Origin of the sequence: Paramicrobacterium fandaimingii (assembly GCF_011751745.2) — a bacterium.
GTDB lineage: Bacteria > Actinomycetota > Actinomycetes > Actinomycetales > Microbacteriaceae > Paramicrobacterium > Paramicrobacterium fandaimingii.
The window spans coordinates 1,227,300-1,248,159 of record NZ_CP061170.1 but is presented as its reverse complement, the minus strand read 5'-3'; the positions used below and the strand labels follow the sequence as shown (position 1 = coordinate 1,248,159).

The following is a 20,860-nucleotide window of genomic DNA, read 5'->3' as shown; positions in this document are numbered from 1 at the left end:
AAGCTGCCGGCAGGGAATTAAAACTGAATGCGAGGAGGCTCCGCAATCGCTGCGCTGTCGGTGACTTCGAAGAACTCACGAAGCTCGAATCCGAGCTTCTTCGCGAAAAGGTTGTTCGGGAACACCCGGATCTTCGTGTTCAGCTCGCGCACGCCACCGTTGTAGAAACGACGTGATGCCTGAATCTTGTCTTCCGTGTCAACAAGCTCGCTCTGCAGCTGGAGGAAGTTGTTGCTCGCCTGAAGCTGCGGGTAAGCCTCGGCTACCGCGAAGATTGACTTGAGCGCCTGCTGCATGTGGTTTTCTGCAGTAGATGCGTCGGCGGGGCCTTGCGCATTCAAGGTTTCTGCGCGCGCTTCGGTGACGTTCTCAAATACGGACTTCTCGTGTGCGGCGTAGCCCTTGACCGCCTCGATGAGGTTCGGAATGAGGTCAGCACGGCGTTTGAGCTGAACCGTGATGTCGCTCCATGCCTCGTTAACGCGAACACCGAGCGTGACGAGCGAGTTGTATGTCACCCACAGGTAAATGCCGATGATGACGACGAGCGCCACAACGATGAGAACTGGAATAAGCCATTCCATGCTTTGCATACTCCCTCTGTGCTGTGTGCGACCCGGTCGAAGCCGCGTTCCCTCAGTCTACGGGCAGCTTTCTGAGCTTCACCGGCGAATTCAGTGTGCTCAGGGCGATGCACGCGGCATTCTCAGGGTCCAAGTACGCGGTCAAGGTACGGGTTGCGAAACAGCCGTGACGGGTCGAGGCGGTCACGCACGGCGACGAAATCATCGAACCGCGCATAACTGTCGCGCAGGGTCGAGGCGTCACGCCAGTGCATCTTTCCCCAGTGCGGACGCCCGCCCCTCTCGCGCATGATCTCTTCGACGGCACGGAAGTACTCGACCGGATTCTCGCGGGCATAGCGGTGCACAGCGATGTATCCGGTCTCGCGACCGGTCGCCGTCGACAGCCACAGATCATCGGATGCCGCGAAGCGAACTTCGACGGGAAAGGAGATCGACCAGCCCGACCTTTCGATGAGCTTCTTCACCTCGCGCAGCGCATCGGCAACGTTCTCTGCCGGAAGCGCGTACTCCATCTCGGCGAAGCGCACCGTGCGCTTCGTCGTGAAGACACGGTGGGAGGCATCAGTGAACGCGCGGTTGCCCGTGAGCTTGTCCGCGAGGCGGTTCACGGTTGGCGTGATCGCAGGAACGGCAGAGCCAAGCCGGCACGTCACCTCGTAGAGGCCATTCGAGACGAGGGTGTCGTCGAGCCAGCGCCTCGCAGGCGAGAGCGGCCGCCGCGCGGTGCCCGAGGGCATCCTCGTATTTGTCTTGGTCAGGGCCGTTTCGGTGTGGGGAAACCAGTAGAACTCGAAGTGGTCGCTCTCGGCCACACGCTGCGACAGCGCCTCGAGCACGTCGTCGAGCGGCTCCGGCTTCTCCACCGCGGCGAGGTCGAATGCCGGCACGCAGCGCACCGTGACATCGACGAGAATGCCGAGAGAACCAAGCCCGAGCGCAACGGCAGGAAGAAGCTCAGAGTTGGTGTCGGTGTCAACGTGCAGCAGCTCGCCCGTCCCCGTAACCAGGGTCACTCCGGCGACCTGCGCGGCAAGACCGCGGAACGATGCGCCCGTCCCGTGCGTGCCCGTCGAGATGGCTCCGGCAAGCGACTGGCTGTCGATGTCTCCGAGATTCTCCATAGCCAAACCGTGACGCGCAAGCAGTCGCGGAACGTCACGCAGCCGTGTTCCGGCAGAGAACGTGGCGAGCCCGTGACGCTCATCAACGTCGATGAGCCCCGTCAGATCGTCGAGTTCGAGAAGCACACCGACAGGGGCTGCAATGCCGCTGAAGCTGTGGCTGGCTCCGACTGCCTTGATCGGAATTCCGCTGCCCGCGGCAGCAACGACAGCCCGCTGAACGGCGCTTGCCGTTCGGGGACGCTCCACTCTGATGGGCTTTGCTTTCTCTGTGCGGCCCCAATTTCGCCAGGCTCCGCCCGTTGCTGTCACAGAAATGCCTTTCCTTCGCCGCGATACGTCGGCACACGGTCCACGATGCTGTCGTCGTCGACAACGAGAAACTCGGTGAGGCGCTCACTCAGCTCGCCCGACTTGTTGTGCCGCAGCCACACGCGGTCACCAATCGACAGTCGAGCCGCCGACGCACCCTCCACGGGAGTCTGCACTTCGCCGGCCATCTCGCGAGGCATCATGCGTAGGCCCTCGGGCCAGACCGGTTTGGGCAGCCGCTCGATTCCGGGTGGGCCCGATGCGATCCAGCCGCCGCCGAGAATTGTGGCCATGTCGCCGCGAGGCTTGCGCACGACAGATAGGGCGAAGGATGCCGCTGGGGCTGGGCTGAACGCACGGAAGCCGTCGAACAGATGCCCGGCGAAGAGTCCGCTGCCCGCGGCGATCTCGGTCACGGAGTCATCCTGCGATGTGCTCTCAAGCGAGCCCGTGCCTCCCCCGTTCACGAAACGAAGATCAGCGACGTCTTTGACAAGCGCGACGGCTTCACCTCTCCGCTCGGCAAGCTCGGCGCGCGACTGAGTCTTGACCCAGCCGACGAGGGCATTCATCGCGGCCTTGCGCGGCTCGTGATCGGGCACTCCAGCGATCTGCCCTTCGTACGCCATCATGCCGACAAGCTCGAAGCCGGGGCGGCTGACAATGTACTCCGCGAGCGACCGCGCCGCCTGTGGCGAGTGAATCGGAGACCGCCATGTGCCGAGACGTCCGAGAGGCGGCGGCGCGTTCCACGACGCGTCGAGTTCGAGGCACACGCGGATCACCGCGCGTTTGCGAGCGGGAACGACGGCATCGATCACGTCAAGATGCTCCGCGCTGTCGACCATGAGGGTCACGCGCGAGGCGAGGGTCTCTGAGGCTGCGAGTTGGGCGATGGCTGCGCGATCTGCCGTCGGGTAGCCGACAACGACGTCGTCGATGCTCTCAGCGAGCCACAGTGCTTCGGGAAGGGTGTAGGCGAGAACGCCCTCGAATCCGGGCAGCGCGAGCGCAGCATCCAGAACCGACCTGACGCGAACTGACTTGCTCGCGATGCGAATGGGCGTTCCCGCGGCCCGTCGGATCATGTCGTGGGCGTTGAACCGCAAGGCGTCAAGGTGGAGTACTCCGAACGGCGGATCTTCACCTGCCGTCGCATTGTCGATTGACGGCCAGTATCTCTCGGGTGAGCGCCAGGGGGCGGGGTGCGCACTCGCCTGCTCGTGCGCGGTCAGGGAAATCGCCATTGAGTTCCTTTCGTCTTACTGACACGATAACGACCTTCCACGAGGGCACAAAGAGAGCTATGCTCACGTTATTCGTCCTCCACCCTGGGGTAGCGCTGAGAAGCGCGCCTTAAAGCGCCGTGCCGCCTTGACTTCACGCCTGTTATCGCCGTGAATGGATGGTGAAGTGGGGCGGACTTTCTCTGACACAGCACAGCAAATCTCTCCGGACGTGCCGGTGAGATCGCGTGGCCGATGGCACTTTTTCGCCCTCGCGGTTGTCGCCGCGGCCGCCCTGTCGCTTCCGCTCCTGTTTGTGAGCCCGGCAGCCGCCTCCTCCGCTGGCTCCCTGGTCTCGACAGAGACCGATGATGGCACGGAAACACCGTCTCCGCCCAACACCGGCGACAACGCAACGACGCCGCCTCCCACGTCGGAACAGCCAAAGATCGATCTCGTCGAACCGGGCGATTTCTGGGGCACGCCGAAGATGCCGGTTACGGGAACAGTCAGCGACATTCCGGAAAATTCGGTAATCCAAATCACGTCGCCACGAGGCGACACCAGCACAAAGGTAGGTGCCGACGGCTCGTTCTCGACGTCAGTTCCGGTAGGCCAAGGCGCGGACCAAGAAATAACCGCGACATGGTCAGGTTCAAGCGGCGAAGTCAGCGCCGAAGCGACAGTAGACGTGTTCTTCACACTGTCGATAGACGCCCCCTCGAAGCCGATCGGGAAGAACGGCTCCCTCAGCGGCGGAAACGCCGCAGACGGCGCAACAGTGACGGTGAGGATCGACGGACATAGATACACAACCTCCGCCGATGCCAAAGGCAGATGGGCAGTCTCCATCACCGACGAGTTCTCAAAGGCTTCGGCGACGGCAACGCAGACAATGAAAGGGGCGGGACGCGCGTCAAACCCGAGCGCCGCCGTTCCCGTCACCGTCGATCTGAGCGCGCCATCGAAGCCCAGGATCACCGCGCCGGCAGCCGGCGCGACGGTTCCGACATCGGGCGCGACGATCTCCGGAACAGGTGAACCCGGCTCCACGGTGACCGTGTTCGTCGGTGCGCAGTCCGTCTGCAAGGTCGACGTTTCGTCGTCGGGAACCTGGTCGTGCACGGCAGCTGAGGTCGCGACTTCAGGTGCACAGAAGATCGTCGCCAAAGCTGACGACACGGCTGGCAACTCCAGCGGTGATGGCCCAGCCGTGACGGTCTTGTTCGGAAGCTCGTCTTCGCCGTCGGACCCTCCGGCGACCTCGCCATCAGACAAGCCGACCGATGAGAAAACGACGCCGGGCGACAGCGACAAGACTCCGGGTGAAAAAGAGCCAGAGCCCTCGAAGAGCGACGACAACGATTCGAGAAACGAAGCCGCTCCCCCGGCCGCGCCGCCGAACGGCCCGGGCCCCTGGAACCACGCAACCCCGTTTACCGAGTCGCTTCCGCCCGCAATCGGGCTCGACGCGGTCGCGGGCTGGGCAAGGGCGCTTCTGCTCGCTGTCTTGACGATCGCGCTCATTCTGATTCCCGCGAGGATGCTGGCCGGTACGCTCGCACGGCGGCGGGTCGCGGCATCCGGAGTCGTCTTCACCGGGCGCAATCGATCGGAGTCGGAGTTCGAGAGGGCGCCGATGCTTGCCGTTCCGGGGCGCATAGCCATGATCGTGCTCGGCATCGCCGCGACCGGGGCCCTCACGATCTTCGCGAACCCGGTCGATGGCAGGCCCGCGTACCTGAGGCTTCTCTTGGCCGCGATCGTGGCTGCCGCCATCATCAACGCGGCAGCGGCATGGCTGCCGCGCATCCTCTCGCACGTGTGGCAATGCGGTTTCACCGAGGTTCGGTTCAACCCGCGTTGGCTGCTCGTCGTTGCGGCCGCGGTGCTCGCGTCACGCGTCTTCGATCTGCACCCCGCGCTGCTCTTCGCACTCGTCACGACCGTGCGCGTGCCGACTGTGTTGAATAGCGCTGTGCTCGCACGCCTGGCGCTCTCGCGCATCAGCGGCGTCTTCGTCGTGGGCGTGATTGCGTGGCTGCTTGCCTCGTTCGTGCCGCAGGGCGGGGGCTTCTTCACTCAGCTGGTGATCGAGACGGCGAACATCACAGCGCTCGTCGGCATCGGCTCCGCGGCGATCATGATGGTGCCGCTTGGCCGGTTGAGCGGACGAGCGATCTTCGCTTGGTCGCGACCGCTGTGGCTTGCGGCCGTGCTGGCGATTCTGACGGCACTGTTTGTGATGCTCGGGCCGAGCATCGAAAACTGGCGTGCGACAGGAAATGTGCTTGCGGCGCTCGCTCTCGTGCTCGCCTTCGCAGCGCTCGGCATTTCGGTGTGGCTGTGGAAGCGCTACGTTCAGCCGATGCTCGCGAGCTCGTAGCCTCAGCCGCTGACGACGGGGAGCCCCGCGCCTGTCCATGCGACGATGCCGCCGTCGACGTTTGCGGCGTTGAAGCCCTTCTGCTCAAGGTACTGCGCGACGCGCGAGCTGCGGGCGCCCGAATGGCACATGATGTGCAGCTCGTCTGAGTCGGGAAGCTCACCCTCGCGTTCCATGAACTGCGACATAGGAATGTGCACGGCACCCTCGACGTGAGCGTTCGCCCACTCGTCTGGCTCACGAACGTCGACAATGGCGGCGGTTCCCTGCTGTTCGCGGGCGGCGAGCTCGGTCACGGTGATCTCTTTCATCTTTCCATCCTCACACGCTCCGCTGTTGTCGGAGGCAGCCGCGAGAATAGAGTCGTGTACGTCGTCATCGAACCTTCCTCACACCCGCCAGGTCTTCGGCTGATCGACGCCGATGAGAACGGTGCCGCCACAGGTGAGTCCGTCGTGAGCTGGGACGACGCCGCCGAGGTCATCTCTCAACGTGATCTCGCGGGCGTTCGGTGGGTGTTCGCCCGCACCGCCGAGCTGTACCCGCAGCTCGTCGAGCGGGGCATCCGACTCGGGCGAAGCCACGATCTTGCGTTGTGTCGCGCCATACTTCGCCGGTCAACGAGAACGGCCGCAGACGGGCTCTCGCAACGCCCACAAGATTCGTGGGATGCCCCGTGGACGCCCTCGGCCGACGAAGGCTCGCTTGCCGGGTTCGCGGAGCTCACGGGTGCTGAGGCACGCCCTGACGCCGTTGCCGAACTCCAGCGTCAGTGCGAGGCCGTCACCGGTTCGTCGGCTCCGTGGGGGCTGAAGCGCCTGTTGGCGGCGGAGTCATGCGGCGCTCTGATCGCGTGCGAGATTCGCCACGACGGTCTGCCCTGGAGGCGAGATATTCACGAGAGAATTCTCACCGACGCGCTCGGGCCCCGCCCGATCTTCGGCGGCAGACCCGCCGTTCTCGAGCAGCTTGCTGCCAAAATTCGCACCGAGCTCGGCTCGTCGTCACTCAATCCTGACTCCCACATCGAGTTGCTGCGAGCTTTGAGGTTGGCAGGCGTCACCGTGGATTCGACGAGCAAGTGGGAACTGCAACGACACGAACACGCCGTGATCGAGCCGCTGCTGCAGTACAAGTCGCTCTCTCGGCTGATGACGGCGAACGGCTGGGCCTGGCTCGACGAGTGGGTGCATGGCGATCGTTTTCGCCCCGAATACGTCGTCGCCGGGGTCGTGACCGGCAGGTGGGCGACAGATGGAGGCGGCGCACTGCAGCTGCCCGCGCAGGTGCGCCCAGCGGTCGTCGCCGATGACGGCTGGACGTTTGTGGTTGCCGATGCGGCTCAGCTTGAACCACGGATCGTCGCGGCGATGGCGGGCGACGTCGCCATGGCGGCGGCCGGCCACGGAACAGATCTCTACCAGGGCCTCGTCGACGCGGGCACCGTCGACACACGCGCGCACGCGAAGCTCGCAATGCTCGGTGCGCTCTATGGAGCAACGACGGGCGAAAGTGCACGTCTCATGCCCAAGCTGCTCCGCACGTATCCACGAGCAACCGGTCTCGTCGAGAACGCGGCACGGTCGGGTGAGAAAGGCGACCAGGTGACGACGTGGCTCGGACGAAGCTCTCCGTTGCCCTCAGATGCGTGGGCGGCGGTCACACGCGCGGGAGCCCAGGTGACCGCGACGCCGGCCCAGGAGCGCGCGGGGCGCAGCGCAGCGCGAGATTGGGGCCGCTTCACGCGCAACTTCGTCGCCCAGGGGACCGCCGCCGAATGGGCGCTCTGCTGGATGGCCGAGCTGCGGCACCGCCTCTTCGCGCTCGACAGCGGCGAGCAGCATCCGCATATCGTCTATTTTCTGCACGACGAACTCGTCATCCATGCACCGGAACAGTCAGCAGAGCTCGTCGCAGACGCCGTTCGCGAGGCAGCGGATGCCGCAGGGCGCGGGCTCTTCGGGGACTTTCCCATCGATTTTCCGCTCGATGTGGCGATCGCTCGCTGCTACGCCGACGCATGACCGCCGTCGGGTAGAGTGGCCGTCACAAGTGACACGGGGTGCCCGCGAGGGCTGAGAGAACACCCGTTGAACCTGATCTAGCTCGTACTAGCGAAGGGATGTCGCGCATGACGCGTACGCCAGAAACACCTGCCTCCACGTCCGTTCCGCCGCGCGCAGCGGCCACACACGCCTCCGCGGGTGGCACTGGGCTTGCAGCGCAGATTCCGCGGGTACTCAGTATCGCGGGCACTGACCCGACAGGCGGCGCGGGCATTCAGGCCGATCTGAAGTCCATTGCAGCAAACGGCGGATACGGCATGGCCGTCGTCACCGCACTCGTCGCGCAGAACACTCGAGGGGTGCGATCGGTGCACACTCCCCCGGCCGACTTTCTCGCCGAACAGCTCGACGCGGTGAGCGACGATGTGGTCATTGACGCCGTGAAGATCGGCATGCTTGCAAACGCCGAATACATCGACGTTGTCGACCGCTGGCTCGAGCGCACGCGGGTGCCGGCTGTTGTCGTCGATCCGGTCATGGTGGCAACGAGCGGTGACAGGCTTATCGATTCGTCGGCCGAAGAAGCGCTCGGCCGGATGCTGCGTCACGCCGACCTCGTGACGCCCAACGTTCCGGAGCTTGCCGTTCTCGCCAAAGAGGCTCCCGTTCGCGCCTGGCCCGAAGTCATTGCGCAGGCCCGCCGCGTCGCCGAGCGCTACGACGTTCTCGTGCTCGCCAAGGGCGGTCATTCCGCAGGCGACGTCGTGCGCGACGCACTCGTCTCTGCGTCGGGGGTCGTCGCGGAGTTCACATCGGCCCGCATCCATACGGCAAACACCCACGGAACCGGATGCTCGCTCTCGTCGTCGATCGCCACGCTGCACGCGCAGACGGGCGAGTGGGCGAGCGCCCTCGAGCGGGCGAAGCACTGGCTCGCTGACAGCATCCGCCTCGGCTCCCGCCTGAACGTGGGCACAGGCAACGGTCCCGTCGATCACTTCGCCTCGCTGCGGCGGCGCGCCGCAACGCCGCCGGCGCCAGCCGAGATCGCCGAGCAATGGTGGACCGGCATCGCCGACGTGCGCACCGACATCGACGATCTGGCGTTCATCACCGGGCTCGTCGACGGCAGTCTCGAAATGGACGCCTTCCGCCATTATCTGGTGCAAGACACTCTGTATCTGCGTGACTACTCCCGCATGCTCGCAACGGCAAGCGCGCTCGCACCGACCACGAGCGAGCAGGAGTTCTGGGCGTCGGGAGCACAGGGCGCACTTGCGGGCGAATCGGCGGTTCACGCGCACTTCCTCGGCGACCTGTCGATTGTGGATGCCGCATCAAAGGCTCCCGCGACGGTCGGCTACACAGATCATCTCGCCGCCACGGCCGCCCGCGATTCCTACGCCGTGCTCATCGCCGCACTGCTTCCCTGCTACTGGATTTACATTGATGTGGGAACCCGGATGCTGCCGAGCGCCGTTGCCGATACGCCGTACATGCCGTGGCTGAGCACCTACGAGGATCCGACGTTTTCTGACGCGAGCACGCGGGCAATCGAGATCGTCACGCGCTGCGCCGCAGAAACGGATGCCGCAACCCGCGAGCGGATGTGGCGGGCGTTCCGGCTCTCGGCCGAGCACGAACTGCGGTTCTTCGCCGAGCCTCTTGAGGTGACCGCCTCGCTATCTCGGTAACGTCCCGTCAACTCGCACCGGCACCACCGTCGACGGGGAGAATCGCACCGGTGACAATGGAGGCGCGGTCGCTGAGCAACCACGCGGCAGCTTCAGCAATCTCGCGGGGTTCAGCCATACGCCCCATCGGAGTAGCAGCGTTGTTCGCGTCGATCACGCCCGGGGTAGCTTTGTCCCACTCGAGCATCATGTCGGTTGCCGTACCGCCTGGGGCGATGCCGTTGATGCGGATGCCCTCCGGTGCCCAGGTAACTGCGGCGGTCTCAGTAATGCTGTTCAACGCTCGCTTCATGGCCCCGTAGGCAGGGAGAGCCGGGTTGGCACGCCATGAGCCAATGCTCGACGTATTCACGATCGACCCGCCGCCACTGTGGCGCATGAGTGCAACTTCGGCGTTCATCGCTGTCCAGTGGGCCAGAAAGTTCACCCTGAATTGAGCCTGGATGTCATCAACGGTGGTGGTATCCAGCGGCCCCGGCTCCTGGACCATGGCACCGTTATTGAAGGCGCCGTCCAGACGACCGTGCAGCTGCTGCACGTGGTTCACGGCAGCAATGATGCTGTCGGACTCAGCGAGGTCCACCGTCACTGCATCAGCGGTGCCACCGAAAGCACGGATGTCAGCGACAATTCGAGCCAGAGCGTCGGTGTCGCGCGCTGCGAGCACGACCTTGGCACGCTCAGCAGCAAAGAGTCGGGCCGCGGCCGCCCCGATTCCACGGCTTGCGCCGGTGACGAAGATGATTTTGTCGGTCAGCAGGCCGACCCCTGTGTGGTTGCCATTAGTGGTTGTCATGATTTCAGCATCCGCCGGACACGTGTGCGGAGCCAGGCACAAGTTGTACCAGGCTTAGCGGCACCCGACCGCGCATACTGAAGAGTATGGACAAGCATGAGTTGGCCGCATTTCTCCGCAACAGACGCGACCGATTGCAGCCGGAAGATGTCGGGTTGACCTCGGGGCCTCGGCGCCGCACAGCGGGATTGCGTCGCGAAGAGGTCGCGGTCCTTGCTCATATCTCCACTGAATATTACGTACGTCTGGAGCAGGGTCGCGCTCCGCGTCCATCAGCCGAGGTTCTTGCCGGGATCGTGGGCGCCCTCCGGCTCACCGATGCCGAAGCCGATCACGTGCATCTGCTCGCCGGGACACCGCTCAACCACACCGGGTGGCACCGCCGCGATGTGCGCCCCAGCGTCCTGGCGCTGCTGGAGAGGTTGCCGCAGACCGCCGGCTTCGTTATGTCCGCCGCGTTCGAAGTGCTCGCCTGGAACGACCTGGCTGTTGCACTCATGGAAGACTTCGCCGCGCGCGACCCGGAAGCCCGCAATCTCGCCCGTCGGGCTTTCCTCACCGACTCGCCAGAGGAGGGGCCACTGTACGGGATCTCCGACGTCACCGAGTTCCGGCAGAACGTCGTCAGGGAATTGCGCTCCGCTGTCGCCCGCTATCCCTCCGATCCCGCTATGACCAACCTTATAGACGACTTACGTGACGGCAGCGCCGAATTCGCCCGGTTGTGGGAACGCAACGACGTGCAACCGGCCCGAATGCTTACCAAGACCTTCCGACATCCAATCGTCCGGGAGATCACGCTGAACTGCGACGAACTTCATATCGATGACGGCGATCAACATCTGGTGTTGTACAGTGCTGCCAAAGGGTCACCTGCCGCAGAGTCGCTCGCGTTCCTCGACGCCCTCGGTACCGAAAGCCTCAACTCGAGACGCCGCTGAACAGACATCGTCCCCGCACCGACAATCTCGCATCAGGTTGTGGCGAGTACGTCCAACCACGGATGCCGAGTGTCCTCGCGCGTGAGAGCGTCAGCCAGCCAGGCTCGCCGCTCCCTGTCCAGTCGCGGAAGCACGTTCTCGAGGTCTGCGCGGTCCTTGGCCCTGTCGCCCTTCGCCTTGTAAAGCAACTGGATCTCTGGGCGCAGATACGGAATCCCATCGAGCTGCCACAGCGCATCGCCCAGCGGCATGCTCACGCTCGGATCCCGCTTGTACACCCAGGTGCGTTCGTCTCCGGGAGAGAGCAGAATGTCGAATTCCCAGACGGATGCCGCGTCAGCGCGGGTCCACAACTGGGTGCACCCCTCGGGCAGCACATCGCCGGCTGCGGAGTCGGGTCGATCACCGGGCAGGAGCGGGGCGAGCACGCCAGATGTCGGGATCCACGCGTCGAGACGGCCGTCAAGAAACCGTCTGAGCAGGGGCAGCTCGTTCGCCAGAACCGAGACATCGATGTCATCGTGCGGGCGCGAGACGCCGGTGAATGCCTCGATCGCCCAGCCTCCGGCCACCCACCAGGTGCCGTCATACGCGGCAAACGCCTCGGCGGCGTCTCTCGGTGTGTGCTCAGCCCACGCGCCGTACAGCCTCGTGAATTCTTCGTCGCTGAGTTCGTTCATTCGCCCAGCGTACTGCAGCGGATGCCGGTGCCCCCACTGGGATTCGAACCCAGACTGTAGCGATTTTAAGTCGCCTGCCTCTGCCGGTTGGGCTATAGGGGCCACTCCCATACATTACGGGAATCACAGGCCTCACATGCACGAGAACCCACCCCGACGCGGGGTGGGTTCTCGTGTCTGACGATGATTACGCGACAGTGTCGGCAGAATCCTTCTCACGCGCTTTCGACGCAGCGGGCTTCTTCGCCGTCGCCTTCTTTGCTGGAGCCTTCTTGGCATCCTTCGTCGCAGGCTTGTCTGCCTTCTTCGTCTCAGCCTTTTCTGGCGCCGAGGTATCTGCAGGCTTCTCTTCGGCCGGAGCCGGCGGCTTCGGCCGAGCTGCGAATTCCTCAAAGGCAGCGCGCGGCTGCTGAACGGCCGACAGCGAAACGATGTCGCGACCGAGGAAGAAGTTGTTCCACCAGCCCCAGAAGACGCGGAACTTGCGCTCCCATGTCGGCATGGCGAGACCGTGGTAGCCGCGGTGCATCACCCACGCGGGGAAGCCCTTGATCGCGAGCTTGCCCGACTGAAATACACCGGTTCCAATCCCGAGGCCAGCAACAGCGCCAAGGTTCTTGTGGATGTAGTCCTTCGGCTGCTCACCGCGCAACACGGCAATGAGGTTCGTCGCAAGGAGCTTGCCCTGACGCACTGCGTGCTGTGCGTTCGGAACGCAGTAGCCACCGACGCCTCCGCCCGTGAGGTCAGGAACGCGCGAGACGTCTCCGGCAGCCCAGGCGCCCTCGATGGGCTCCTCATCGGTTCCGACGCGAAGATCGGCGCGTGTCATGACACGTCCGCGCTCTTCGATCGGGAGGTCGGTGTGCCGAACGATCTGCGGGGTCGCCATGACACCAGCGGTCCACACGATGAGGTCAGACTCGAACTTCTCGCCAGTGGAGAGCTCGATGTTGCCGTCGATGCACGAAGAGAACTGCGTGTCGAGGTGCACAAGAGCACCGCGCTTTGCGAGATCTTTGAGCACCCAGTAGCTCGTCTTGAGCGAGACCTCGGGCATGATGCGCCCCATGGCCTCGACGAGGTGGAAGCTGATGTCGTCGAACTCGATCTGCGGGTAGAACGTGAGAAGGGCGCTGGCGAACGAACGCAGCTCGGCGAAGATCTCGATGCCGGCAAAGCCTCCGCCGACGACGACGAACGTCAGAAGGCGGTCGCGCTCCGGGCCAGCCGGAAGGTGGGCAGCCTTGGCAAAATTGTCGAGAACCTTGTCACGAATGGCGACGGCTTCTTCAACGGTCTTGAGCCCGATGCCCTCGTCTGCCAATCCCGGAATCGGGAATGTGCGCGATACCGCGCCGCCCGTGACGACAACTTGGTCGTACTCGAAGTCGTACGCGTCGCCCACGTCAGGGGTGATCGTCGCCTTCTTCTCTGCGTGGTTGATGTACGTCACCTTCGCTGTGATGACCTCGGTTCGCTTGAGGTGACGGCGAAGCGAGACGACAGCGTGACGGGGCTCGATGGAGCCTGCCGCTATCTCTGGAAGGAAGGGCTGGTACGTCATGTAGGGACGGGGGTCAACGACGGTGACCTCTGCCTCTCCTGCACGCAGGTGCTTTTCGAGCTTCCATGCGGTGTAAAAGCCGGCGTAACCTCCGCCGACGACGAGAATCTTGGGCACGGTGAAATAATCTCCTACTGGATCGCAGATACAGCAAACGAGCGTACTACTTCTTGCGTGCCACCCGTTTGGCATGCCGGGTGGCGCCGATGGCACCAAGCGCTATTAGTGTACCAGCGCCCAGAAGCAGCGCTGCAGGCACGCTCACGTAGCGCACGGTGTCTGCCGTGGGAAAAAGCGGATTCACGCTCGAGCTCGCCTCGTCAAGAGGCGGCAGCGCCTTCACTTTCGATGTGTCCTGAGGCGGCTTGACGTTCTCGGCGTCTGCGCGCCTATTTACCTTGATCCATTCTTCAAGGCTGCCCATCGGGTTCGACTTCACTGTCTCGATGTCCTTATCGATGGCATCGCCGATGTTGGCGAGCCCGTAGCCGTAGTCAGATGACGGAATTTCGTTACCTTGATCATCTGTCGGGTGCGCCGTCTTGATGAGTCGATTGATGATGTTGTTCGCGTCCATGTCGGGGTATGCGGAGCGCAGCAGCGCCACCATTCCCGCGACGATTGGCGACGCACCACTCGTTCCAGCCCATTGCACGCGCGAACCGTCGGCCGAGACGCCGGAGAGCTCTTCACTCGGCGCCGAGACGCCGATCGTGATGCCCTCTGTCGACGCGCCCTCGCTGACCTTCGTCGCCTTATCGACACCGGCGACAGTGAGCACACCCGGAATTGTGGCGGGAGCCCCGACCATCTCGGTACCGCTTCCGCGGTTTCCTGCCGCTGCGACGATGATCACGCCATTATCGTGGGCGTACTTGAATGCCTCGTCCCACGATGGATCCCAGTCTTTCGTGTTTGTCGAAAACGACATGTTGATGACGTCTGCGCCATTGTCGACGGCCCAGTGGATGCCTGTGGCAACCTGATCGATAAACGGAACTGTTGCGCCACTCGACGGAAACCCGATGGAGATCGCGAGCAACGACGCTTCTGGAGCGATGCCGATAAGTTCCTTGTCGGTGCCATCTCCCCGACCCGCTGCGAGCGAGGCGACCCAGCTTCCGTGGTTCTTCTCTTCTTCGCTGCCCAACGGCGTTCGCCCATCAGCAGAGCCGACACCGGAAACGTCGGTGCCGCCGGTCACTCCAGAGAAGTCGGCGGGACCCTTTCCGATACCCGTGTCCATCACCGCGATGACGGCGCCTTTCCCCTTTGTGGTCTTCCACGCCTGCTGAACGCCGTAGCCGCTGTCGAGCCAGTATTGGGTGCTGCGGTCAACCGTGACGGCAGCGGCGGGCGAGGCGACAAGCAACGTCAGAGCACCGGTCGTTGCGATGACGGCAGCAGCGCGCGCCAGATTTCTGGCACGAGTGCGCAGACGACCACGACTTGATGGGCGCTGGGTCATTCTCAGCTCTCTTCCGTCACTTCTTCGAACGTACACGTGCACACGGTCGGTGACCACGACGCGCGTTCCAACGCCAGGTCGCCAATCGGGTTCACGCCGGGGCCCGCTGCGAGGGAATGAGCGACGAGAGCGTGAAGGCACTTCACTCGCGTCGGCATTCCGCCTGCGGAAACCCCGTCGATCTCCGGCACGACCCCCATGCTCTCACGGTCGGCAAGGTAGGCGACATGGGCACTTCTATACGTTTTGCTCACCTCGTTGTCGTCGGCGAGCAGCTGTGTGTATTCCGCCATCACGTGATTCGCTTCGAGTTCACTCACCGCAGCGGTCGCCCCGGGGTGGCACAGGTAGTAGAACGTGGGAAATGGCGTGCCGTCTGCGAGTCGAGGGCTCGTCGACACGACGGTGGGGCGGCCGCATACACAGCGCGCCGAAATTCCCACGACGTCGCGCGCCGGGCGCCCCAGCTGTGCTGAGACGATGGCGATGTCGTCGTCGGATACGGGCTCGAAGGGTGGGGTCGTCACGCGGCTATTTCTTCTCTGTGGATGTCTCGGTTGGCGTCGGCGTGGGCGTCTTCGAGGTGTCTTTCTCCTCAACGGGAGTGAACGCCGCCGTCATAATCGACGTCAGCATCGATGATGCCCAGTCGACGTTCGTCGTTGTGAGCTCATCGCTGATGGGGTCTGTTGTGTCGGGCAGGAACGTCTCGTCAAGGTCGTTGATCACGATGAAGCTGATCTCGCCCGGGCTCACGTAGAAGAAGCGTTCACGCGCCTGGGTCTGCACGAAAGTGGGGTCGTCCCACCGCTCGCGCTCACGACGCATGTCTTCAACGTCGTCTTTCTGCTGCGCAACCTGCTGACGCAGATCGGCGATCTGCTGCCTTTGCTCGACAAGCGCCTTGAGATTCGGGGCGAGCACGACGACGCCGAGCACAAGCAGCGCCATCATCATGAGCGAGAATCCCGAGAAATGGATGCCGCCAACCCAGCGGCCCTGTTCGGACTGCTCGACGACGACATTGTCGTCGTCGTGGCGACGGCGCGACGACGTTCGGCGCGGGGTCACGGGCCGTCGTGCCATGGCATCCTCCTGGTGAAATGCAAAACGCTCCCGGCGCTGCGCCCTCGCGCGGCACCGGGAGCGTTCGCAGGTCTTACGCGCTGAAGCGCGGAAAAGCGGAACGGCCCGCGTAGACAGCGGCCTCGCCCAGCTCCTCCTCGATTCTCAGCAACTGATTGTACTTGGCGACACGCTCGGAACGCGCAGGCGCTCCGGTCTTGATCTGACCGGCGTTTGTGGCAACGGCAAGGTCGGCGATCGTTGTGTCTTCGGTCTCACCCGAGCGGTGCGACAGAATCGCGGTGTAGCCCGAGGTCTGAGCGAGGGACACGGCGTCGAACGTCTCTGTCAGGGTTCCGATCTGGTTCACCTTGACCAGCAGCGAGTTCGCCGCGCCCTTGGCGATGCCATCTGCCAGACGTGTCGGGTTGGTGACGAACAGGTCGTCTCCGACAATCTGGACTGTGCCGCCGAGGCTCGGGGTGAGGTGGGCGTAGCCTGCCCAGTCGTCCTCGTCGAGGGGATCCTCAATGGTGACGAGCGGGTAGTTCGCGACGAGGTTCTCGTAGTACGCGGTCATTTCCTCGCTCGAGCGGTCTTTGCCCTCGAAGCGGTAGACGCCGTTCTCGAAGAACTCGCTCGATGCGACGTCGAGGCCCAGAGCGATGTCGCTGCCCGGCGCGAAGCCGGCCTTCTGAATTGCCTCGACGATGAGGTCGAGCGCGGCGCTGTTGTTGGCGAGGTCCGGCGCGAAGCCGCCCTCGTCACCCAGGCCCGTTGCATAGCCCTTTGACTTCAGCAGGCCCTTGAGCGTGTGGTACGTCTCGGCACCCCAGCGCAGTGCCTCAGAGAAGCTCGGAGCTCCGACAGGCAGGATCATGAACTCCTGAATGTCGACGCCGGTGTCGGCGTGAGCACCTCCGTTGATGATGTTCATGAGAGGAACGGGCAGAACATGCGCGTTCGGCCCACCGAGGTAGCGGAAGAGCGGAAGGTCGGCAGACGAAGCGGCCGCGTGAGCCGCAGCGAGGCTGACGCCGAGAATGGCGTTGGCGCCGACGCGCTTCTTGTTCTCGGTTCCGTCAACCTCGCGCAGTGTGCTGTCGATGAGGCGCTGCTCTGAGGCGTCGAGGCCCTCGATTGCGGGTCCGAGCTCATCGAGAACCGCGGTCACGGCGGTGCGCACACCTTTGCCGAGGTAGCGGTCCTTGTCACCGTCGCGCAGTTCGTATGCTTCGAACGCACCGGTGGATGCGCCGGAGGGAACCGCGGCACGGCCCACTTCTCCGTCGTCGAGCATGACCTCGACCTCAACGGTGGGGTTGCCACGGGAATCCAGAATCTCTCGGGCGATTGTCGCCTCGATGAATGCCACGGGATGTCTCCTCTATGCCGGAATTGTCAGTGAGTGGAACGTCGTTGGCCCGCGGTCAAGTGTAGCGACACTGCGAGCAAAGCTCACGGCCGGGTCAGCCGAGCGGCTTGATCTCGAGGTCGTCGGCGTTCTCGTGCCCGGCTCGAACGAACGCGAATCCCGTGAAGCCGGATGCCGTCACACGGTCGAGCAGCGCTGTCAGATTCTTCACGCGCTTCTCGAGTCGCACGCGAGCGCCACGCCCGACAAGCTCCGTTTTGAGCGCGACGAGAGTCGCCGGATCGACATCGCGATCGTGAACGAGCACGACCGCTTCGTCGTGCCGAGCGGCATCCATCTCGATCAGATCGACAATGCGGTCGAAGCCGAGGGATGCGCCCGATGCGGGCACGTCTTGGCCGAGAAAGCGCCCGACGACGCCATCGTATCGGCCACCGCCACCCAGCGAATAACCGAGCTCCGGGTGGTGAATCTCGAAGATCGGTCCGGTGTAATAGCCCATGCCGCGAACGAGAAACGGATCGAACTGCACGAGAGGCGCATCGCCGTGTGCCGCTCCCGCCGTCTGTGATGCGCGTTCAACGGCCCCACCGATGCCGGCGAGCTCTCGGATGACCTCGTCGTCGACGCCGTCTGGAAGCAGCGATCGAATCTGATCGGCATCGAAGTCGCCCCGCTGTGTGCCCTCGAGTGACTCGAGGTACCGCTCGAGAGCATCGATGGCGGATGCCGTGGCCTCACGCTCGCGCAGCTCGGCGACCACTCCGGCGATGCCGATCTTGTCGAGCTTGTCGATCGTGATCAGCACGCCGGGGTGCTCGGCGTCGTCAAACCCGAACGCGGTGAGCATGCTCGTGAGAATGCGCCGGTCGTTCAGCCGGAATGTGAAACCAGAGAGCCCTAGCTCGCGCAGCGCGGCGGCCGTCGCCGAAATGAGCTCGATCTCGGCAAGCGGGCCCGGCTCTCCGAAGATGTCGATGTCGCACTGCACAAACTGCCGGTAGCGCCCCTTCTGCGGGCGCTCGGCACGCCACACGGGCGCAATCTGGATGGCGCGGAAGACGGGAGGAAGCTCACCGCGGTGAGTTGTGTAAAAGCGAGCGAGAGGAACCGTGAGGTCGAACCGCAGGCCGAGGTCAGCGATTGCCGACGTGTCACCCGAGTCTGCGGCAGCACGCAGGTCGTCGGCGCTGAGGCGGCGCTTCAGAACAGAGAACGTAAGTTTCTCGTTGTCTCCGCCGAGCCCGCCGTGCAGGCGACTGTAGTCCTCGACGACAGGAGTCTCGATCTCGTCGAAGCCGTAGCGCGTGTAGACGTCGCGAATGCGTCCGAGCGCGTACTCGCGCTTCGCCTTGTCTGCCGGAAGATAATCGCGCATGCCGCGCGGCGGTGATACCGAGGAAGCCATGCCCACAATTCTGGCATGACGCGCACCCTACCCCTGTTCGCGCTCGTGCACGTCGTCGCTCAAACGTCGCACGGCGCCTCGCAGCGCCCGTTCGGCGTCAAGCCCGCGGGCTCGCGCGTCGCGCACGATGTCTAACAGCTGGTCGCCGAGTTCGCTCTCGTCAGCGACAGCATCCGCGTGCTCGTTCTCTGCGCTTTCTGGCGCAAGAACTCCGGCTTTCTGAGCTCGTCCAATCACCTTGTCGGCGAGCGCGAGGGCGGGCAGCTGCGGCGGGATGCCGTCAAGCGCGCTCGTACGGGCGTGCTTCTCATGAGCCTTCGCAGCGCTCCACACGCGAAACACGTCGTCCAACGTCGGCGCCGACTCGTCGCCGAACACATGGGGATGCCGACGCACAACCTTCTCGTGAGCGACCCGTGCCACATCGTCGAAGTCGAAGTCTTCTCCCGCCGTTCGCGCCGCAATCTCCGCGTGGAAGACAATCTGCCACAGCACGTCGCCCAGTTCTTCGAGCATCGCTTTCGGGTCGCCGCTCTCGATCGCCTCGACAAGCTCGTAGCTCTCTTCGATGAGATAGGTGACCAGCGACCCATGCGTCATCGACTGACTCCACACGCAGCGATCGAGCACCTCGGTCATGTCGGTGAGAAGCAGATCCGTGTGCGGTGATGCAGACGCGTCGCGGTCAGGCATCGTCACCACCGACGAGGCGTGACGTGCGCACGATGACGCGGCGCACGACGGCGCTCTTGCCGCTTGTGAACGGCGGGTACACGACGCTCATGGTGTCTGGGGAGAGCCGCTTCGACAGCACGGCCTTTGCGTGGCTGAACGTTGTGAACGACAGTTCGCCGTGGTACGCGCCCGTTCCGCTCGCGCCCACTCCCCCAAACGGCAGATCGGGAACGCTGAGGTGCGCGGCAGGCAGCCCGAACGCGAGAGCGCCAGACGACGTGTCGCGCAGAAACCGACGCCTCACATCGGGATTGTCTGAGAACACATACAGCGAGAGCGGCTTGTCGCGGTCGGCGATGAAGCGAATCGCCTCGCCCGCGTCTGCGACGTGCACAATCGGCAGAATCGGCCCGAAGATCTCCTCCGCCATGAGCGCCGAAGTGGGGTCAACATCGTCGATCACCGTCGGCTCGACGTAGCGCTCGTCAACATCGATGCGTCCGCCGATCACCGGCTCATGCCCGTCGAGCAGGTCGCTCAGGCGTTGCGCGTGCCGAGTACTGACGATGCGCCCGTAGTCTCCGCTCAACGACGGGTCATCGCCATAGAACTCGGTGATCGCGGCACGAAGATGCGGAATCAGCGCGTCGGCGGTGCGCGGCGTCGCAAGCACATAGTCCGGAGCGACACACGTCTGCCCTGCGTTGAGCAGCTTGCCCCAGATGAGACGACGCGCGGCGGCCTCCAGGTCAACAGAATTGTCGATGTACGCCGGTGACTTCCCGCCCAGTTCAAGCGTCACGGGAGTGAGATTCTCGGATGCCGCTTTCGCGACGATCTTCCCAACTGCCGTGCTTCCCGTGAAGAAGATGTGGTCAAAGCGCTGGGCAAGCAGATCACTCGCCGTGTCGGCGTCGCCTTCGACAACGGCAACGGCGCGCTCGTCGAGGTACGTCGACACGAGAGCCGCGAGAACCTCGCTCGTCGCGGGCGCGAGTTCGCTGGGTTTGAGCACAACGGCGTTTCCCGCGGCGAGCGCTCCGATCAGCGGCGCGAGAATCAGCTGCACCGGGTAGTTCCACGGGCCGATGATCAGCACGGTCCCCAGCGGCTCATACACGGTTCGAGCGGATGCCGGCGCGAGAACCAGAGGAATCCCGACGCGGCGCGGCCGCAGCCACCGCTTCAGATGGCGCAGCGTGTGGTCGAGCTCGGTGAGCACGATGCCGATCTCTGTCGCTTGAGACTCTGTCGGGTGCTTCCCGAGGTCGCGGGTGAGCGCCCTCTCGAGAAGCTCCTGATTGTCGAGAAGCAGATCCCGAAGAGCGTGAAGCTGATCACGGCGCCATTCGTACGGCTTCGTGACGCCACGTGAAAACGCTGCGCGCACGTGTTCGACGGCTGTCTCGGCATCCGTGCGAGTTGTCGACATCGACTCCCCTTTCACTGTTCGAGGCACTGGGCTACAACACTACGCCGGTGCTGCTTCATCTATACTGGCCGCGGTGCGCCGGGAAGTCTGGTCGGCAATTCCTATCCGCGACCCTGGAGAC

At 64.0% G+C, this 20,860-nt stretch carries 18 protein-coding genes, 1 tRNA gene and 1 riboswitch; of the genes, 4 read left to right on the top strand and 15 right to left on the bottom strand.

The features are described 5' to 3' along the window. Positions 1-17: 17 nt before the first annotated feature. From HCR84_RS05990 to HCR84_RS05980, 3 genes are all read right to left on the bottom strand, one after another. On the bottom strand, positions 18-584 hold the full coding sequence (locus HCR84_RS05990; RefSeq protein WP_166984254.1) for a LemA family protein: 567 nt from the start codon (positions 582-584) through the stop codon (positions 18-20). A 122-nt stretch (positions 585-706) separates the two neighbouring features. Next, a complete protein-coding gene (locus tag HCR84_RS05985; protein ID WP_166984255.1) occupies positions 707-2,020 on the bottom strand; it encodes a D-arabinono-1,4-lactone oxidase in 1,314 nt (437 codons plus the stop codon). After that, positions 2,017-3,267: an amino acid deaminase/aldolase gene (locus HCR84_RS05980; RefSeq protein WP_166984256.1), complete on the bottom strand. Its 1,251-nt coding sequence runs from the start codon at positions 3,265-3,267 to the stop codon at positions 2,017-2,019. Before HCR84_RS05980 ends, HCR84_RS05985 begins: the two co-directional genes overlap by 4 nt. Positions 3,268-3,478: 211 nt before the next feature. Here HCR84_RS05980 and HCR84_RS05975 point away from each other — a divergent pair, with 211 nt between their 5' ends. Further along, complete coding sequence (locus HCR84_RS05975) at positions 3,479-5,632, top strand: Ig-like domain-containing protein (RefSeq protein WP_166984257.1); 2,154 nt, start codon at positions 3,479-3,481, stop codon at positions 5,630-5,632. Positions 5,633-5,634: 2 nt separating this feature from the next. Here HCR84_RS05975 and HCR84_RS05970 read toward each other — a convergent pair whose 3' ends face one another. After that, a complete protein-coding gene (locus HCR84_RS05970; RefSeq protein ID WP_166984258.1) occupies positions 5,635-5,943 on the bottom strand; it encodes a rhodanese-like domain-containing protein in 309 nt (102 codons plus the stop codon). A 54-nt stretch (positions 5,944-5,997) separates the two neighbouring features. Between HCR84_RS05970 and HCR84_RS05965 the strand changes: the two genes are divergently transcribed. Together HCR84_RS05965 and HCR84_RS05960 are read left to right on the top strand one after the other, a co-directional pair. Beyond that, positions 5,998-7,656, top strand: coding sequence for a bifunctional 3'-5' exonuclease/DNA polymerase (locus HCR84_RS05965; protein ID WP_166984259.1), 1,659 nt, complete (start codon positions 5,998-6,000; stop codon positions 7,654-7,656). A gap of 24 nt (positions 7,657-7,680) precedes the next feature. Beyond that, a riboswitch (TPP riboswitch) is annotated at positions 7,681-7,772 on the top strand. Continuing rightward, positions 7,764-9,332 carry a bifunctional hydroxymethylpyrimidine kinase/phosphomethylpyrimidine kinase gene (locus HCR84_RS05960; RefSeq protein ID WP_244972577.1) on the top strand — a complete coding sequence of 523 codons (1,569 nt, stop codon included), beginning with the start codon at positions 7,764-7,766 and terminating at the stop codon, positions 9,330-9,332. Its footprint overlaps the riboswitch before it by 9 nt. A gap of 7 nt (positions 9,333-9,339) precedes the next feature. Here HCR84_RS05960 and HCR84_RS05955 read toward each other — a convergent pair whose 3' ends face one another. Next, the gene (locus HCR84_RS05955) at positions 9,340-10,128 is read right to left on the bottom strand and encodes an SDR family NAD(P)-dependent oxidoreductase (RefSeq protein WP_166984261.1); all 789 of its coding nucleotides are present in this window, start codon (positions 10,126-10,128) and stop codon (positions 9,340-9,342) included. An 86-nt stretch (positions 10,129-10,214) separates the two neighbouring features. On the opposite strand from HCR84_RS05955, the gene HCR84_RS05950 reads away from it, so the two are divergent. Further along, a complete protein-coding gene (locus HCR84_RS05950; protein WP_166984262.1) occupies positions 10,215-11,069 on the top strand; it encodes a helix-turn-helix transcriptional regulator in 855 nt (284 codons plus the stop codon). Between the two features lie 32 nt (positions 11,070-11,101). On the opposite strand, the gene HCR84_RS05945 is transcribed toward HCR84_RS05950, so the two are convergent. From HCR84_RS05945 to HCR84_RS05900, 10 genes are all read right to left on the bottom strand, one after another. Continuing rightward, positions 11,102-11,749, bottom strand: coding sequence for a nucleotidyltransferase domain-containing protein (locus tag HCR84_RS05945; RefSeq protein WP_166984263.1), 648 nt, complete (start codon positions 11,747-11,749; stop codon positions 11,102-11,104). 28 nt (positions 11,750-11,777) lie between these two features. Beyond that, a tRNA-Leu gene (locus HCR84_RS05940) sits at positions 11,778-11,851 on the bottom strand. Positions 11,852-11,936: 85 nt separating this feature from the next. After that, a complete protein-coding gene (locus HCR84_RS05935; protein ID WP_166984264.1) occupies positions 11,937-13,433 on the bottom strand; it encodes an NAD(P)/FAD-dependent oxidoreductase in 1,497 nt (498 codons plus the stop codon). A gap of 46 nt (positions 13,434-13,479) precedes the next feature. After that, a complete protein-coding gene (locus HCR84_RS05930; protein ID WP_166984265.1) occupies positions 13,480-14,784 on the bottom strand; it encodes a S8 family peptidase in 1,305 nt (434 codons plus the stop codon). Positions 14,785-14,786: 2 nt separating this feature from the next. Beyond that, positions 14,787-15,311: a DUF501 domain-containing protein gene (locus HCR84_RS05925; RefSeq protein WP_166984266.1), complete on the bottom strand. Its 525-nt coding sequence runs from the start codon at positions 15,309-15,311 to the stop codon at positions 14,787-14,789. A 4-nt stretch (positions 15,312-15,315) separates the two neighbouring features. Next, entirely contained in the window at positions 15,316-15,870 is a 555-nt protein-coding gene (locus HCR84_RS05920; protein ID WP_166984267.1) for an FtsB family cell division protein, read from the bottom strand. 73 nt (positions 15,871-15,943) lie between these two features. After that, positions 15,944-17,224: a phosphopyruvate hydratase gene (gene eno / locus HCR84_RS05915; RefSeq protein WP_166984268.1), complete on the bottom strand. Its 1,281-nt coding sequence runs from the start codon at positions 17,222-17,224 to the stop codon at positions 15,944-15,946. Positions 17,225-17,318: 94 nt separating this feature from the next. Then, positions 17,319-18,632, bottom strand: a complete 1,314-nt coding sequence (gene hisS, locus HCR84_RS05910; RefSeq protein ID WP_166984269.1) for a histidine--tRNA ligase — start codon at positions 18,630-18,632, stop codon at positions 17,319-17,321. Between the two features lie 27 nt (positions 18,633-18,659). After that, positions 18,660-19,325: a nucleoside triphosphate pyrophosphohydrolase gene (locus HCR84_RS05905; protein WP_166984270.1), complete on the bottom strand. Its 666-nt coding sequence runs from the start codon at positions 19,323-19,325 to the stop codon at positions 18,660-18,662. Then, positions 19,318-20,766, bottom strand: coding sequence for an aldehyde dehydrogenase family protein (locus tag HCR84_RS05900; RefSeq protein ID WP_268921446.1), 1,449 nt, complete (start codon positions 20,764-20,766; stop codon positions 19,318-19,320). Before HCR84_RS05900 ends, HCR84_RS05905 begins: the two co-directional genes overlap by 8 nt. Between the last annotated feature and the right edge of the window lie 94 nt (positions 20,767-20,860).

Coding starts and splice junctions, on each gene's coding strand:
- HCR84_RS05990 (WP_166984254.1), bottom strand. CDS start 584: ATGGAATGGCTTATTCCAGTTCTCATCGTTGTGGCGCTCGTCGTCATC.
- HCR84_RS05980 (WP_166984256.1), bottom strand. CDS start 3,267: ATGGCGATTTCCCTGACCGCGCACGAGCAGGCGAGTGCGCACCCCGCC.
- HCR84_RS05970 (WP_166984258.1), bottom strand. CDS start 5,943: ATGAAAGAGATCACCGTGACCGAGCTCGCCGCCCGCGAACAGCAGGGA.
- HCR84_RS05960 (WP_244972577.1), top strand. CDS start 7,764: ATGACGCGTACGCCAGAAACACCTGCCTCCACGTCCGTTCCGCCGCGC.
- HCR84_RS05955 (WP_166984261.1), bottom strand. CDS start 10,128: ATGACAACCACTAATGGCAACCACACAGGGGTCGGCCTGCTGACCGAC.
- HCR84_RS05950 (WP_166984262.1), top strand. CDS start 10,215: ATGGACAAGCATGAGTTGGCCGCATTTCTCCGCAACAGACGCGACCGA.
- HCR84_RS05945 (WP_166984263.1), bottom strand. CDS start 11,749: ATGAACGAACTCAGCGACGAAGAATTCACGAGGCTGTACGGCGCGTGG.
- HCR84_RS05930 (WP_166984265.1), bottom strand. CDS start 14,784: ATGACCCAGCGCCCATCAAGTCGTGGTCGTCTGCGCACTCGTGCCAGA.
- HCR84_RS05920 (WP_166984267.1), bottom strand. CDS start 15,870: ATGGCACGACGGCCCGTGACCCCGCGCCGAACGTCGTCGCGCCGTCGC.
- hisS (WP_166984269.1), bottom strand. CDS start 18,632: ATGGCTTCCTCGGTATCACCGCCGCGCGGCATGCGCGATTATCTTCCG.
- HCR84_RS05905 (WP_166984270.1), bottom strand. CDS start 19,325: ATGCCTGACCGCGACGCGTCTGCATCACCGCACACGGATCTGCTTCTC.